Below are 14,517 nucleotides of genomic sequence, written 5' to 3' on the forward strand. Positions count from 1 at the left end.
CCGTCTTATTTTTGTTCCTTGTAAGGACGATACAGGCACAGTGACATGACGATACCGAAACAGACCCCCTGAGTGATCATCGCGGTGCCCCCATAACTGAAAAATGGCAGTGGGCTCCCCATGACAGGTAATACGCCGCTGACCATGCCCATGTTGATAAAGGCATACAGGAAAAAGCTTAGCGCCAGTGCACCACTTACCAGGCGATTGAACGGAAACTCACACTGACTCGCCAGCCAGATGACCCGCCCCGTGATAAACAGATACAGACCTAACAGCAATACGCTCCCGAAGAATCCCCATTCTTCTGCGTATGTTGAGAAGATAAAGTCGGTATGGCTCTCCGGAATAAAACCAAGGTGGCCTTGAGTGGCATGTGTCCACCCTTTACCGCGAACACCACCCGAGCCAATGGCTATCAGGGACTGGATAATCTGGTAACCGGCACCGAGTGGGTCAGATTCCGGGTCCAGAAACTGGGTGACCCGTTTTTTCTGGTAGGCTTCCATAACAAAAAACCACAGCAGCGGGACAGTCGTGGCGATAGCCCCCAGAAAACCACCGATGATTTTCCAGCTCATGCCTGCGAAATAGAGGACAAACAGGGCGTAAATCATGGTGAAAATAGCCCCGTCCAGATCCGGTTGAATGAAAATCAGCCCGGCTGGAATACCCGCAATGAGTAGGCAAGTGAGGATTTTACGGCTGTCCGGGCGACCGGCATCGACCACCAGCATCCAGGCAACCATCATCGGGATCGCAACTTTCACTAACTCGGAGGGCTGAAACCGGATAGGGCCTAGAGCCAGCCAGCGTTGCGAGCCGTTAGTACTGTCACCCATGACAATAACCCCCAGCAAGAGTACAACGGCAACGCCATACAGATAGGGTGCCGCATGCTGGTATTTACGTGGCGGGATTGATGACATCACGACCATGCAAATGATAGCGGTGAGGGCGCGCATTAAATGACGCTCCATCATGGGTTCACTGAAGCCGCTGGCACTCCAGACCGTCAGGCTGCCGAGCAGCATCACCAGTGAAACAGCAAAAAAAAGCGGATAGTCAATTCTTGGTTTATATCGCAACATAATGATTTTCAATAAAAAAGAGAAATAGTGCTGCTCTGTCAATGAAGTCAGCGCAGTGTTAACCGTATTGGTTGAGAAAAATGAATCGTTATGTTGTGGTGAAACGCCAGTCCCGGTGTCGGAACTGGAGGTTAGAGCTCTTCCAGCCGCCCAGGTGATGGTTATCTATCAAATGCGGATGCAGGATTTCAGGGATCAGGACCACTTTGCTTGCCGCCAGGCGCCATTGCATCGTACGAGTGCGTCGACACTCCAGCAGTGGTGCGCTTTCCGAATCAGAGAAAGAGGGGGCACGAAAATCACTGAAGACAGGCTGAGACGGTGGAGTAATTGGCTGAGAAAGCCAGCCAAAGTCTGCGTGCTGTTCAGAAAGCGCAGAAGTATCTTGTTGACGGCGTGACTCTTCCTGTCGGCGAAGTTCAGTCAGCTCTGAATCAATGGTCGGGTGATGGCCGACAAAATCATAACCGGGCAGTGCAAGGTGACTGATATAGGCTGACAGAGAAACCAGTGACAGACAAAACAGCATTGAAAGCCATTGTTGTTTTGAAAATAGTCTGTTCATGGTTTGCGGTCAGATCCCTGTTCCGGCTGATGAAAGTGTTATTGTTGAAACTGAACCTGCGTTCAGCTTGATGATATCGACGACGTAAAGTAACGACTCAACATAAAATTGCAATCATAAAACCGACAAAATCACACTTTTCTGAAAGAACTGGTCACAGACTGACCAATACTAATGAGTAGAAGTCTGGACGGTTTCGGACATGAGCTGAAACTTGCCAGTGTGTACATTAGGGTTCCATGCTGGATTCTTATGTAGGAACCTCATGCTGGATGCGAAGAAGGCAGTATCACCTCCGCTTTACCTGGTTTTGCATAAGTTGACTCAGCTTTACCTGCGTTGCGCCGTCTACCTGATTTCTGCACCTATAATTAAACCATCACAAAAGTTAATGATATGAGAGGCACTATGATGCGACACATTTTGCTTTGCATTTGTATAGCCTTAGTGGGGGTGATCGGTTGTTCAAGTAACCCTTACGGGGACTCATACGGCGTGGCAGATACCCGTACCATTCAGCAGGTACGATATGGCACAATTGTGAAGACAGAACCGGTTTCGATCGAAGGTGAAGGCCAACTGGTCGGTGCCCTGGCAGGTGCAGCAGTGGGTGGTATTCTGGGGTCCAAGATAGGTGGGGGCTCTGGCTCTGATATCGCGGCCATTGGTGGGGGTGTACTGGGTGGTTATGCCGGCTCTAAAGCCGCTGAAGGGGTCAGTCGTCGTAACGGTGTTAACCTGACCATTAAAATGGACGACAACGGTGAGACCATTGCTATCGTTCAGGAAGCAAACCCGAACATGATGTTTCGGGTTGGTCAAAAAGTGCGTGTGAACATTGATGGCCGGAATGCGCGGGTCGTGCCTATGTGATGCCTGCCCATGCCTGAGTCTTTGTACATGTAGTATTTGCTTGGGCTACTTTGTTTTAGGCAACTTTGCTTTGAGTTGCTTTGCTTTGAGTTACTTTGCTCAGATTAACGGGCTTGGATTTCTTTCTTCTGACAACTTTGTTGGATTTTGGCCGCCAGTAACAAGTGGCATTCGTCCATGCTGAGCAGGGATGTTTTAGCCCGGCCGTATCATTGAGTGCGAATCACAGGCTCTGCAATTTGACAGATTTAAATCAGAAATTTGGCCGTTACTGATGGTAACGGCCTTTTTAATTCGTTATGTTTAGCCAAAGGTACTAAGAAAGAAGGACTTATGACGCGATTATCCTCTGTGGTCGTTGAGCCCAAAGTGGCTGCAACCGCTTCTGTGATTTGGTTACACGGACTTGGCTCTAACGGACATGACTTTGAAGCGCTGTTGCCAGAGTTGGGCTTACCGGAATCAGCCCCCGTTCGATTTATTTTCCCGCATTCGCCGTCGATTCCGGTGACTATCAATGCCGGAATGGTGATGCCTGCATGGTACGACATCCTGGAAATGGGAGCAGGCAGAAAGCTGAATCGCGAGCAGTTGGTTCGTTCTGCTCAGGATATCGCTCGTATGGTTGATCATGAAATTGCGTGTGGTATTGCCAGTGAGCGGATCATCTTAGCCGGCTTCTCTCAGGGCGGGGCAGTGGCGTACCATACAGCGTTGACTTATCCTAAAACGTTGGGTGGGTTACTGACGTTATCCACCTATTTCCCGACCGCCGATGACATTGCTCTTAACCCGGCAAATCAGGCTTTGCCAGTAGAAGTGATGCACGGGGAATTTGACCCTGTGGTTTATCCTATGATGGGATACGATGCAGTCAAAGCATTGAAAAAACTCGGCTTAAGTCCAGAATGGCGAGTCTATCCAATGGAACATCAGGTTTGTTATGAACAGATAAAGGACATTGCCGCCTGGCTGCGTAAAAAATTGGATTTGTAAACGAACAAATTCACCGTGTTTCGGAATGATATTGGCGCAAGGATCTTTTCACTGAGACATTTAACACCAAGATCTTGGTGCCTGAATTTGGTTACGGACAGAAAAACAGCCTGCTGATGATGGCAGGCTGTGTGTCGCAGTTATTCTCGCGACGACTGACAGAAAGAGTAGCAGCTGAACAAAACAGATAATCTGGCTCTAATGACGCCTGGCTATCTGATTTTCTCGCTAAAACATTCCGTGTCAGATTTTTCCCTCTCAATTCGACACTAACTGTTTGACGACTATTTAATGTCTATCCGCTTTGAATCAGGCAGTGAAGCTTCCACTTTGGGTACCTGAATGGTCAATACGCCATCGGTAAAGCTGGCGTGAACATCATCTTCCTTAACGTTCTGCCCCAGATAGAAACTCCGCATGAATTTCCCTTCGTATCTCTCCTGACGGATCACTTTGCCATTTTTTTCTTGTTCTTCGTTTCGCTTGCTGGTGGCCTCAATCATTAATGAACCATTCGCGAGCTGAACATTAATATCGTCTTTTTTCACGCCGGGCAGATCCGCCGTAATCTCGAATCCATCCTCTTTTTCAATGAGATTGATTCTTGGTGAGCAGACATCATTGTCAAACCTATGCCTCAGAGTCGGAAAGGCATGATCAAACATTTGAGAAAAGTCGAACCAAGAATCACGTGGGACTAAGCTCATAGACGCCTCCCTCTGTTTGAACCATGACGCGGTATTTACTTGTTGAATGACCACTAAGGTCGGCCAATAAAAGTGTAGAGCCTGAATGAAGGCTGTGACTTTAAAACTCAGGGTCGATTGATGTAAATCAACTTCTGCATCATCAGCCTTTTGCTACTCAGCGGCAACACTGTCTTTAAGGAGTTTAAAAACGATTCGCAAGAGGGACTATTCATCCCCACCGTCGGAATCAGCATCGGCAGGACTGCCTTTCGCATACTTCTCTCCACGTTCACGAAGCTCATCAGGTGTGTCTGACTGTTCGTCGCGAAGAGTATCTGAATCGGAAGGTTTTGGATGGATGAGGTTCTTTAGCCAATCAAACATGGGCTAACCTTAGTGGCAGGGCCACAGTAATCAATGACATTACTTGATGAGTGTAGTTGAACGATTGACAGGTGGTGAGATGAAAACGGAAACGATATCCCGGAAAACGCTGGCCTTTATACGGGTAACAGGCCCTTACGGCGAAAATTATGATCAACCACTGGATCAGCTTTTTCAGTGGGCAGGCGAGCATGGCTTGCAAAATGGACAGTGTCTGTTTTTGTATCACGACGATCCGGACAAGATCCCGGCCGCTGAGTGTCGGACCGATTTGTGCCTGACAGTCCCTGTGGGGACGGAAGGAACCGCTGAAATTGGTATCCAAACTCTGCCGGAAGGGCGATATTGCCTGGTCAGAAAAATCATCAAGCACAAAGACGAATACCCGATAGAGTGGCACCGACTGGGTAAACAGGTAAAAGAGGCTGGCTTTCTTTCTGATGACAGGCCATGCTTCGAGCTTTACCACAGTTATGATCTGGAAACGCAGGTCGCAGATGTCGGTTTTTACTGGCCAGTAAAAGATCGATGAAGATCTGACACTCTGCCATGTTAGCCGTTGTTACGATGCAATGACGGATGAGAGGTAAACGGAGAATAAACGCAGTAAAGCGAGCCAGAATCCGACATTATGCGATGCGATATTCTGCCCCCGCTTTCGACTGGCGCTCTATGTTCGTTGTGGTCACGGTTGCAGATAACATAACCGCAACGATAACCACAATGATGACCAGAACGAGAACCTGGGCAGAGCGAAGTATCAACTCGTTTGTTTTGTTGTAAAACCGCCTGAGGCATTGCAAGACAGAGCTTCAGGCACATGTCGGGCTCAGTAGTCAGGTTTTCCTCGTTACACCGAAGCGGGCTGAGGCTGAACTGTCAGGTTGTTCATCCAGCGCTTTTTCAGATAACGGTTAAAACAGAGCCAGAGCTTAACGACTTCTTCGGATAGCATGGCCAGATACACCCAGCCAAAGTCCCATTGCCCGATAAACGCGCCGTAGGTGGTCACCGGAATACCGACCATCCACATGGCGATAAAATCCATCCGCAGACAAAACATATTTTCACCACCAGCTCGCAAAATGGCGTTGATAATGACCATGTTCATCATTTTGAGGCTGATACCAAGACTAATCACAATCATCGCTGGGGACGAATAGGCCAGCAGTTCGTCGTTGTCCAGGTTAAGCCAGTGAAGCACAAATTCCCGGTTGATAAACAGGCAAAAACCGATACCCATACCGAGGATTAATACGAACTTGATAAAGAATTTTGTCATCGCCTGTGCCTGATCAAATTCATTGCGGCCAAGGGAGTGCCCGATCAATACGGAGCAAGCGACGGATATTCCCATGAAGATGGAGAACAACAGTCCTTCAAATGGCCCCAGCATGCTGAATACCGCCAATTCTGTGGTACCCATATGACCAAAAACGATCTGATACGTCAGGGTTCCCACAGCCCATAACAGGCTGCCCAGAGCCTGAGGAATTGCCAGTTTGCGGTAGGTGTACCAGAGGGTCTGATGGCGAGGAATAGCCCGGCTGACCAATAGCCAGTGACGGCGGTAGGCCAAGACTCCCCAAATCATCAAAACCTGTGCAAATCTTGAAATGGTCGTTGCTAATGCAGCACCGGCAACGCCCATGGCAGGGATTCCCCAGCCACCCTTAATAAACAGAAAGTTCAGGCAAATATTCAGAGCAATCGTCACTGTAGCCAGTAGCAGTGGCATAAAGGCATCACCGCTGGCACGCATACTCGATTCAGCCGTAATAATGATATGCGTCAGAATTAATACTGGAAAGCTGTACCAAAGGTATTGCGCACCCTGAAAAATGACATCAGAATCATTGGTTTGAAGCTGCATGATCTGAAGCGCGAACACGGTGATTATGATCGTAACCGGTACCATGATCGCGCAGCCAAATTTCATGGCCTGCAAGGTCACTGTTTTCGCATGCACTTTGTCATTCTGGCCCCAGTATTGGGAAACCAGTACGCCGTTCGCGCCAGCGAGCCCAGCCATGATCATTATGGCCACAAAATGCCATTTCGAGGCGATGCCGACCGCCGCCGTAGCGGATTGGCCTAAATCACTCACCATCAGGACGTCGGCCAGTGCCAGAATAGCAACAAGGGCACTTTGAATGGCGACAGGGAAAGCCAGCCGGGTGATTTTGCCAAACAAACCCGGCGGCAGTACGGACTGTTTTGAGTCTGTTGTTGTCATTGTTTTTCTCCGGTCAAACAGCAGGGACATTACGGCTGTAAGTGGAGGCAACTATAGCGAATCAGGGGTATAAGCGACATGTTAGAAATGCCTGAAAAGCTGTGTGAATCTGTCACGCAGGGAAAACGTCTGGTAGAACCAAAACATGAGTGGGTAGAAGATGTCTTTCTTGCAGAAGCCTGTAAAGAGCGTTTTCTAACACAGGCAGAAATACCTGAGCTGGGCATTAATGGTTTTTTCATGGCCGGGCTGGCGGAACTGGCAGAGGGCTATCATGTCGAACGATCGGTCAAAACCTGCCATACGTTGTTATGTACACTGGAAGGGAAAGGAAAACTCACCACGACTGATTTTGAGTACGTGCTGGGGCCGCATACTGTCACCATTTTACCGGCTGGATTGCCATTTCGGTTTGAGCTCGATGAGCAGGTCAACCACTGGAAAATGGCGTGGATTCTGCTCGACATCAAGGATAAATGGTTACCGTTAACCGCTCATGGCCAGCGAGTGGAGCAGAGCGGACGGTGCGAACAGATTTGGTCGCTGATGCAATTGCTTCATAGCGAAATTGGCGGACGGGCAGGCTACCGAACATTATACGCCAGTGAATTGTCACGCTTGTTATTGGGGACGGCTACGCTTGCCCCGACCAGTACTGTGCTGCGGGTGCAAAGTGTTTTCAATGAGATTGAGTCTCAGCTTCATCTGAACTGGACGGTGAAAGGGATTGCGGAGCGTTGTTACCTCAGTACCGAACAATTGAACCGCGTCACCAAACAGCTATACGGCTGCTCAACTCAACAGCGCCTTATCGCCCTGAGGATGGAAAAAGCGTTAGCTTTACTGCGTTATAAAGAGTGGCCGATTGGTGTGATTTCTCAGCGTCTTGGCTATCAGGACCCGTTTAATTTCACACACCGCTTTCGGCAGTATCACGGATGCTCGCCGCGAGAATATCGAAAACGTATTTTCCAGCCGTAATATCATCGGCTAACGGAGTTGACCTGCTTCGACTCTTAAATCGCAATAGGTTATTGAGACACAAACAGCAACAAGTACTGTGAATCACGAAGACAAAGACAAAGATAAAGAAAACATCGAAACAAAAATCAGAGTCTACAAGGAAAGAAAATATGGAAATTGTTGAAGCTCAGCATACTGATTTTGAACTGTTTTTCAGTTATCTGAAGGATCAACTATCAGAAAATGGTGTCGGTGATGTACCACTGTTCCAGCCGCTCCCAAAGGGACAGTGTGATGTATCTCAGGATTTAAAGCTGCGATTCCTACAGGGTAATGAAGTTGATCAGAGTGATGCCGCATGGCGCAAACTCTGGCTGGCAAAAGATGAGAGCGGGCGCATTAAAGGCCATATCGATTTACGTCGGCATGGAGACGATAGCTGTTTGCATCGGGTCCTGCTGGGGATGGGCGTTCACCACAGTTGTCGTAAGCAGGGCGTCGGGTCAAAGCTGATTGAAGTCGTCAGCCAATTTTGCACTACAAGCCAGACGATTGACTGGATTGACCTCTGCGTATTGTCAGACAATCTTCCTGCACTGAATTTGTATCTTAAAAATGGATTTGTCGTTATCGGTGAGGTGACCGATCAGTACCGAATTGACGGCGAGTCGATCTCGGAAACCATGATGGCAAAGCCAATACATCAAATACATAAGAGCCAAGCTGTTACCTAATGTTCGTAAACGTCATCACATCAGATGGAAGTTAGAGGGAATGGATTGTTAAAGGCGATTTTGCAGTAGGAACAGTGTGATGAATACTGAGTGATTGGCTAGACGAATGCTGATTAAAGGTGATATTTCTATTTGGCTCAATGCAGACTATGAGTACATGATCATGCCAATACAACCCATAGTGGAAACAACATGGCCAGAAATCCTCAGCCTGCAAGAAAAAGCGTATCTCCTTGTTGAACCTGAAAGTCTGGATGTGCTGAAAGATAAATGGTCAAGGTCCCCGTCAAGCTGTTTTATTTATCGAGATGGTGAGCAATTAATGGGGTATTTGTTAGCGCATGCCTGGAATAAGGATCAGCCACCTAAATTATTTCAGAAACTGCCCGAGGCAACGAAATGCAATATTATGTTTCTTCATGACTTGGCTGTTGCTGATGCTGCACTTGGAAAAGGTATTGGCTCAAAACTAATAAACCATTTGGTCAAAGTCTCAGCGCTTTCAGGCTATAAAAAAATACGGTTAGTTGCGGTTCAGAATTCTCGCTTATTTTGGCAGAAGCATGGCTTTACACCTGTCGATATTAGTGTCTGCGAAAGCTATGGTGCTGATGCCCGGTTGATGCAACGAGAAGTTCTGGTATAACAAACGGCCCATGAGGACTGTCAGCGTATGATGTTGCCATTTTTGATGAGTAGAAATGATTCATGCGTTACTTTGTTTTTTGCTGAGTATCTGCTTATCCGAGTTGCCTTGTGATTGATTGTCGTGTGACTGATTGTCGTGTGCTGGCATTCAGGCTCGTCAGTATCCGATAAGTATCTATAAAATGAGTCTGTAAAATGAAGATTTACCACTAGGGACGATGAGATAGGGGATTATCTGGTGTTTATTTCACACATCGTCTTGAAATAATAAAAATGGAGAAGTAAAGGTGCAATTTTCGAAAGCGTTCCAATATAAAAAATGGGCCAATGATGAGTTATTAATGTTTGGCGAGCGTCAGTTTTCCCAGTTACCTGAAAAGGATGCCACTTTCTTTCTTCGAATTTTGAATCATACCACTGTTGTCGATAGTTTATTCATTAGCCGTATTTCAGGTGAGCCTGAAAAGTATCAATCGGATAATACCGTGGAAACACCTACGCTGGCTGAATTGCGCCAGGTTATCGAAGAAAACGACGCTTGGCTGGTTCAGTTTACGGAGTCAGTAACGCAGGAAGAGTTAAACCGTCTGATTACGTTTCGCTTTATTGACGGTGGTTTTGGTCAACTGACCGTAGAAGAAATCTTATTACATTTGTTGACGCACGGGAGTAACCACCGTGGGATGGCATCACGTGTACTCGCTGAAAACGACCTTGAACGCCCGGGAGACACTTTCACTCGTTACCTACACCAATCTGAACCCACTAGACGACAATTGACCAACGAACAATAAGCGTTTTATTTAATAGACTGGCACATATGATGTTGCCAGTCTTATTAACGAATAACGCTGCTTTTTGGGGAGAGCACGCGTTGTTTTCAGCGTTTCATTTTTCTGTTTTCTGTTTTCTGTTACCGCTTAACGATCTATTTGACTCATCATCGGCAATAGCTTGCGTTACCAAACTCAGAATTTGTAGTTCATACCAAGTGTTACGATGTAACTATCGCTGCTATAAAAATCAATATTGGATGAGGTGATAGTACTTCCAGCGAAAGAAGTTACGCTCCAGTTATCCCATCCAGGAAGGTTTTTATATTCATATGCAAGAAATACCCGGTATATATCATCACTTCGTCGTTTAGAAAAAATGGGGTTTATTGCATTATAATCACGCAGACCGTAACTGCCGGTTAATGACAATGAGTAATTTTGAGCCAAATAAAAGTAACTGAGGTCAGCTTTATACTCGTTAAATGAGGCCGCTTTTCCTTCAGCATTGTGATCTGTATGGCTTATCGCTGAGATGTAACCTGAGTTAGGCGTTAGCATTGAGCGGTACTGGCCTTTGAGGTAATAGGTATCACTCTTACGTAGCAGCGAAGAATCTGAAATCATCTCATTATCAATTTCTGAGGTTGCATACGCCATATCAAATGAGATACCGCTGTTCGCTAGGTTGGATAATTTTAGTCGGTAGACATTCCCACTACGATCTGTTGTCTCACGCTGTTCGCCGATCAGGTAAGGGTTTGACCAAACTTCATCGGATAATACGGTCGGCAAATAGCCAATATCCAATTTTGTCCCATTGCTGAAATCATACTGATAGCCGATTTCAAAGGCGAGTGTACCCACTGCCAAGTCATCACGAGATGTACCTAAATAGACGCGTTGGTTGTTTTGTTCATTCAGTGCGTAGTAGAGGGTGCCTAAAGGCGCAATAAAGGTATCGTTTGTTTGCGAGCCTTTATCCAAGCGAGATAGTGTGTTAGGGCCATTTGTATCGAGGTTGGAATTAGTGCTTGTATAACCGGTATGGAGAGAAACCTCACCTCTAAAGCGCGATAAGTCGACGGCTTGTGCTGTTGCCGTAGAAAGAGAGAGAAGGGTAAATAGGCAAGTCAGATTCTTGTTCATCAGTTTTTCTCATCAATAGGTTATAGCAATTATAAAGCGCCGGATCCTTAAGTTACTGAGAAGTTTATCGTGGATGAGGTGCCTCAACGATGAATTAGAGAAATGCATTATTGCTATATCTGAGTTAACCCTTGGGCTGCGTGACACGATCAAAGTAAGACTGGATAATTTGATGGAGCTTCTGGTTGAGTGGATAGCCCCGTTTAGTCTGCAGAAAGCCGCCGCAGATTCGTATATGTCTCATCTGTTTTGGTAGCTCGGGTAATGGATAGCTAGAAAGGCGTGAATCCATTGAACTCACAAAGTGACTACCAAACATAATCGCATCGGATTGGCAGAGTTTATTTATTAGCACGCGAATACTGTGTGTGGCCAACGTCACTCGCGGCTGATACCCTTTTGCTAAAAACACTTCCTCAACGGGTGAGCGCTTAGAGTTAATCCCATCGATAATTACTCGGGTTAATGGTAGCTGGTGGATGGCGTCCCACGCCGAAGTCTGGCTGAGAATGGGGTGGTTCTTTCTTGCAATAAGGCAAAGTTCAACATCTTCCAATGTATGACAATAGATCTCCTGAGGAAGCGGGTAGCCTTCAAAATGAATCAGGTAGTCGATATCACCATTGAGGACTTCTGCTAATGATCGTTCTTGCCAATAGACCAGCTTAAAATTGGCATTGGGAAATTCGCGACGTAGCACGTTAAAAATGCCATCTCCGTAGACTTCCAGAAAGAAAATATTCATCGCGATTTTTATCTCACCACTAAATTGAGCCGGTTCAAAATTCTGGTAAGACTCAATGACTTTAATCAGAGGGTTTAACATCTGCTCGCTTGCTTCCGCTAATTTTACAGCAAGTTCTGACGGTTCAACTCCGTGAGCCTTGCGAATGAAAAGTTGTTCGCCGAAAACATCCTTCAATTTTGCCAGGCCGCGACTCACGCTGGTTTGAGATATGCCTAACTGATTTGCTGCCGCATGAGTGTTGCGGGTGTCGACCACGGCTTTGAGTAGTTTCAACAGGTTTAAATCGAGGTCTTGGAGTGTATTTTTCATAAGTTTGCTTCTGAGTCCTTCTGAGGCATTAAGATCGGGTAAAAAGTGAGCATTAATAGAGGTTGTTGATAAATTGGGAACTTATATGTTCTGCTTTTTAGCCAGCGTTCGTAATAGCTTTAGGTGTAAAAAAACGTTTGTTGCAAAAACCTGTAGCTACAAAAAACTGTAGTTACAAAAACTGGGTGTAAGCCACTGTTCTAAATCTATAAAGCCTCATAGGTGGCATCTTTTTATCCTAGCAAATAACCCGCGATGTGACTGGGTTTCTCGATTTCAAGTCGCAGGCTTCAGTCAAATATGAATTTCTCTAATTCATATGCCTGGTGATTTGTGATGCGTACATTACGGCTATCCCAGCAAGGTGTGCTTTAACTGCAAACTGTAGAGGTGAAGCTATGAAAACACGTCACATCGTTATTTCTCTTATCACGGCAAGTATTGTCAGCACTGGTGCATTGGCAAAGGTGGACAAAAATAATTTGTCTCTATCTACGTATCCGGTTCCTCTTTCGTCGGCGGTAAGTGATGAGTTCTACGCATTTTCCAGCCGTGTCCCGGCCCCAGATGTAACAGCACTGCAGGAGAATATTCCATCTAATTCTGAGGAGTGGCGCGCATTCATTAAGTCTCGGGATAAAACAGCCATAAAAAGAGCCGAGTCGCTTGCTCAGCAGTTAGGCGTCACAATAGAGAAAGACTCGATTGCGGGCGTGGATGTGTATTGGGTAACCCCAAAAACAGTTGCCCCAGAGCTAAAAGATAAACTGCTGGTTGCCATTCAGGGAGGTGCTTACTTGTTAAATAGTGGCTTGGCTTCAACAATAGAAGCGTCAATGATCGCAACACACATGCAGATCCCTGCAATCGCAATTGACTATAGTAAAGCACCTGATTTTCCAGCTCCTGCTGCGCGCAACGATATCATCAAGGTGTGGAATGAATTGCTGAAAACGCGCTCAGCTGAAAATATGGTCATGGGTGGATCTTCAGCGGGCGGTTCATTGAGCCTGGTGGTGACTCAAGCATTAAATAAGCAGAAAATTCCAACACCCGCGGCATTGTATATTGGGACTCCAGGCATCGATATGACGATGACAGGAGATAGCCGATTCATCAATGAAGGTCTAGACCATATTTTGGGAAGTTGGCGTGGTTTATCTACGGCGATGGTCGATGTCTATGTAGGTGAGTTACATCATAGCGATCCTGTTGTGTCGCCAATCAACGGCAGCTTTGACAATTTCCCGCCCGTTTACCTGATCACGGGTACTCGGGATTTGTTATTGAGCGATACCGTTCGACTCCATCGAGCGCTTAAACGGGCCGGTTCAGTCGCAGAACTCAACGTGTATGAAGGACAGTCACATGCAGATTACGCTATCGCTCATAGCACGCCGGAATCACAAGAGCATTATCAAGCTCTGAGTGAGTTTTTTTACGGCTATCTCGTGAAGTAGATGAGTATGCAATGGGGGAGACCTAATTGGGGATAGCTAATAGGGGATAAGGGATAAGGGATAACTATCGGGACAGCCAACTTGGATATTGAATCATAGAGATGGAACTCCTCATTTCCGTGCTTGATTAACACTGAGGCGCCAGAAAAAACGCTATGGCCTGATATGTATTTACACCGGCCATAGCGTTTCTCGATTGAGACAACTGCCTGCTCCGCAGAGCATCAGATTTTGTTTTGGAAACCTGCGACCATTCCGGATATTGGAATGGCTCGCGGAGTCACATTACTGACGTTTTGGCTGCTGATAAGTGCGGCCGGCAGCCTGGTAAACATCCTTCTGCTTCATGTCGAACATGTCAAAGAAGAACCAGGCAACAAATTTGATCACGTCGTCACCAACGTTCATGATCCACTCAACGTATTCTTCTTCCTGACCTTCATCGTTTTCCTGCATTGACACATGGTAAATACGTTGCTCGCCCTCAATTTCAGCCAGTTTGAACTGACCGGTCAGGGATTGTGCCGCTTCAGCCACGTCTTCGTGCTCACAGTTCTTCAGAATATCCAGGGCTTCAGGCAGTGTGTTTGCTTCGCAAGCCGATTTAACCAACGTCACGAATTGATCGTGTTGCATGTTTCTTTCCTCAGTCGTCCTCAGGGGTAATGGCGCTATTGTAGCAGTGACGATGGGTGACACAGCTATTTTCTTCCAGAAGCGGCCTAGTAATCACTGCAACTGACGAATTGTTGCTCAGTCACGGTTCCCGAGATTAGCCAGAAGCCGATAACCGATTCAACCAACGACGGAAAATGTCAGATTCGTGCGTGTTTTCACAATGTTAGTGACTGATAAATTGAGGAAGGTACAGTTTGTGCAGGTTCTCAGTATGAGATGAG

At 46.6% G+C, this 14,517-nt stretch carries 16 protein-coding genes; 8 read left to right on the forward strand and 8 right to left on the reverse strand.

Annotation, left to right across the window (positions count from 1 at the left end; genetic code table 11):
• Positions 1–5: 5 nt before the first annotated feature.
• Together rodA and PGW97_RS19775 are read right to left on the reverse strand one after the other, a co-directional pair.
• A complete protein-coding gene (gene rodA, locus PGW97_RS19770) occupies positions 6–1,091 on the reverse strand; it encodes a rod shape-determining protein RodA (protein WP_047884294.1) in 1,086 nt (361 codons plus the stop codon).
• Positions 1,092–1,179: 88 nt separating this feature from the next.
• The gene (locus PGW97_RS19775; protein ID WP_273860522.1) at positions 1,180–1,656 is read right to left on the reverse strand and encodes a hypothetical protein; all 477 of its coding nucleotides are present in this window, start codon (positions 1,654–1,656) and stop codon (positions 1,180–1,182) included.
• 408 nt (positions 1,657–2,064) lie between these two features.
• Here PGW97_RS19775 and PGW97_RS19780 point away from each other — a divergent pair, with 408 nt between their 5' ends.
• Positions 2,065–2,529, forward strand: coding sequence for a glycine zipper 2TM domain-containing protein (locus PGW97_RS19780; protein ID WP_107193922.1), 465 nt, complete (start codon positions 2,065–2,067; stop codon positions 2,527–2,529).
• A gap of 333 nt (positions 2,530–2,862) precedes the next feature.
• On the forward strand, positions 2,863–3,525 hold the full coding sequence (locus PGW97_RS19785; protein WP_273860523.1) for an alpha/beta hydrolase: 663 nt from the start codon (positions 2,863–2,865) through the stop codon (positions 3,523–3,525).
• Between the two features lie 284 nt (positions 3,526–3,809).
• On the opposite strand, the gene PGW97_RS19790 is transcribed toward PGW97_RS19785, so the two are convergent.
• Positions 3,810–4,232 (reverse strand): Hsp20/alpha crystallin family protein, encoded by a 423-nt coding sequence (locus tag PGW97_RS19790; protein ID WP_047884290.1) that lies wholly within the window; start codon positions 4,230–4,232, stop codon positions 3,810–3,812.
• Positions 4,233–4,439: 207 nt separating this feature from the next.
• On the reverse strand, positions 4,440–4,598 hold the full coding sequence (locus tag PGW97_RS19795; protein WP_157038308.1) for a hypothetical protein: 159 nt from the start codon (positions 4,596–4,598) through the stop codon (positions 4,440–4,442).
• 79 nt (positions 4,599–4,677) lie between these two features.
• Between PGW97_RS19795 and PGW97_RS19800 the strand changes: the two genes are divergently transcribed.
• Positions 4,678–5,130, forward strand: a complete 453-nt coding sequence (locus tag PGW97_RS19800) for an AraC family transcriptional regulator (protein ID WP_273860524.1) — start codon at positions 4,678–4,680, stop codon at positions 5,128–5,130.
• A 318-nt stretch (positions 5,131–5,448) separates the two neighbouring features.
• Here the strand turns inward: PGW97_RS19800 and PGW97_RS19805 are convergent, their stop codons facing one another.
• On the reverse strand, positions 5,449–6,834 hold the full coding sequence (locus PGW97_RS19805; protein ID WP_273860525.1) for an MATE family efflux transporter: 1,386 nt from the start codon (positions 6,832–6,834) through the stop codon (positions 5,449–5,451).
• 78 nt (positions 6,835–6,912) lie between these two features.
• Here PGW97_RS19805 and PGW97_RS19810 point away from each other — a divergent pair, with 78 nt between their 5' ends.
• The 4 genes from PGW97_RS19810 (at position 6,913) to PGW97_RS19825 (ending at position 9,973) form a co-directional block, all read left to right on the forward strand.
• The gene (locus PGW97_RS19810) at positions 6,913–7,815 is read left to right on the forward strand and encodes an AraC family transcriptional regulator (RefSeq protein ID WP_273860526.1); all 903 of its coding nucleotides are present in this window, start codon (positions 6,913–6,915) and stop codon (positions 7,813–7,815) included.
• A gap of 152 nt (positions 7,816–7,967) precedes the next feature.
• Positions 7,968–8,531 (forward strand): GNAT family N-acetyltransferase, encoded by a 564-nt coding sequence (locus tag PGW97_RS19815; protein ID WP_273860527.1) that lies wholly within the window; start codon positions 7,968–7,970, stop codon positions 8,529–8,531.
• A 106-nt stretch (positions 8,532–8,637) separates the two neighbouring features.
• The gene (locus PGW97_RS19820) at positions 8,638–9,177 is read left to right on the forward strand and encodes a GNAT family N-acetyltransferase (protein ID WP_273860528.1); all 540 of its coding nucleotides are present in this window, start codon (positions 8,638–8,640) and stop codon (positions 9,175–9,177) included.
• Positions 9,178–9,466: 289 nt separating this feature from the next.
• Positions 9,467–9,973: a DinB family protein gene (locus PGW97_RS19825; RefSeq protein WP_273860529.1), complete on the forward strand. Its 507-nt coding sequence runs from the start codon at positions 9,467–9,469 to the stop codon at positions 9,971–9,973.
• Positions 9,974–10,147: 174 nt separating this feature from the next.
• Here the strand turns inward: PGW97_RS19825 and PGW97_RS19830 are convergent, their stop codons facing one another.
• Positions 10,148–11,101, reverse strand: coding sequence for a DUF2860 family protein (locus tag PGW97_RS19830; protein ID WP_273860530.1), 954 nt, complete (start codon positions 11,099–11,101; stop codon positions 10,148–10,150).
• A 124-nt stretch (positions 11,102–11,225) separates the two neighbouring features.
• Positions 11,226–12,158, reverse strand: a complete 933-nt coding sequence (locus PGW97_RS19835; protein ID WP_273860531.1) for a LysR family transcriptional regulator — start codon at positions 12,156–12,158, stop codon at positions 11,226–11,228.
• Between the two features lie 398 nt (positions 12,159–12,556).
• Here PGW97_RS19835 and PGW97_RS19840 point away from each other — a divergent pair, with 398 nt between their 5' ends.
• Complete coding sequence (locus PGW97_RS19840) at positions 12,557–13,618, forward strand: alpha/beta hydrolase fold domain-containing protein (protein WP_273860532.1); 1,062 nt, start codon at positions 12,557–12,559, stop codon at positions 13,616–13,618.
• A gap of 285 nt (positions 13,619–13,903) precedes the next feature.
• Here PGW97_RS19840 and PGW97_RS19845 read toward each other — a convergent pair whose 3' ends face one another.
• Positions 13,904–14,254, reverse strand: a complete 351-nt coding sequence (locus PGW97_RS19845) for a hypothetical protein (RefSeq protein WP_217392376.1) — start codon at positions 14,252–14,254, stop codon at positions 13,904–13,906.
• Between the last annotated feature and the right edge of the window lie 263 nt (positions 14,255–14,517).

This window comes from Photobacterium sp. GSS17 (assembly GCF_028621875.1).
In the GTDB taxonomy this organism is placed as follows: Bacteria; Pseudomonadota; Gammaproteobacteria; order Enterobacterales; family Vibrionaceae; genus Photobacterium; species Photobacterium ganghwense.

Excerpts from the sequence above, each read along its gene's own strand:
- PGW97_RS19830 (WP_273860530.1), bottom strand. The coding sequence starts at position 11,101 with ATGAACAAGAATCTGACTTGCCTATTTACCCTTCTCTCTCTTTCTACG.
- PGW97_RS19835 (WP_273860531.1), bottom strand. The coding sequence starts at position 12,158 with ATGAAAAATACACTCCAAGACCTCGATTTAAACCTGTTGAAACTACTC.
- PGW97_RS19775 (WP_273860522.1), bottom strand. The coding sequence starts at position 1,656 with ATGAACAGACTATTTTCAAAACAACAATGGCTTTCAATGCTGTTTTGT.
- PGW97_RS19840 (WP_273860532.1), top strand. The coding sequence starts at position 12,557 with ATGAAAACACGTCACATCGTTATTTCTCTTATCACGGCAAGTATTGTC.
- PGW97_RS19795 (WP_157038308.1), bottom strand. The coding sequence starts at position 4,598 with ATGTTTGATTGGCTAAAGAACCTCATCCATCCAAAACCTTCCGATTCA.
- PGW97_RS19785 (WP_273860523.1), top strand. The coding sequence starts at position 2,863 with ATGACGCGATTATCCTCTGTGGTCGTTGAGCCCAAAGTGGCTGCAACC.
- PGW97_RS19805 (WP_273860525.1), bottom strand. The coding sequence starts at position 6,834 with ATGACAACAACAGACTCAAAACAGTCCGTACTGCCGCCGGGTTTGTTT.
- PGW97_RS19820 (WP_273860528.1), top strand. The coding sequence starts at position 8,638 with ATGCTGATTAAAGGTGATATTTCTATTTGGCTCAATGCAGACTATGAG.
- PGW97_RS19815 (WP_273860527.1), top strand. The coding sequence starts at position 7,968 with ATGGAAATTGTTGAAGCTCAGCATACTGATTTTGAACTGTTTTTCAGT.
- PGW97_RS19790 (WP_047884290.1), bottom strand. The coding sequence starts at position 4,232 with ATGAGCTTAGTCCCACGTGATTCTTGGTTCGACTTTTCTCAAATGTTT.
- PGW97_RS19780 (WP_107193922.1), top strand. The coding sequence starts at position 2,065 with ATGATGCGACACATTTTGCTTTGCATTTGTATAGCCTTAGTGGGGGTG.
- PGW97_RS19800 (WP_273860524.1), top strand. The coding sequence starts at position 4,678 with ATGAAAACGGAAACGATATCCCGGAAAACGCTGGCCTTTATACGGGTA.
- PGW97_RS19810 (WP_273860526.1), top strand. The coding sequence starts at position 6,913 with ATGTTAGAAATGCCTGAAAAGCTGTGTGAATCTGTCACGCAGGGAAAA.
- PGW97_RS19845 (WP_217392376.1), bottom strand. The coding sequence starts at position 14,254 with ATGCAACACGATCAATTCGTGACGTTGGTTAAATCGGCTTGCGAAGCA.
- rodA (WP_047884294.1), bottom strand. The coding sequence starts at position 1,091 with ATGTTGCGATATAAACCAAGAATTGACTATCCGCTTTTTTTTGCTGTT.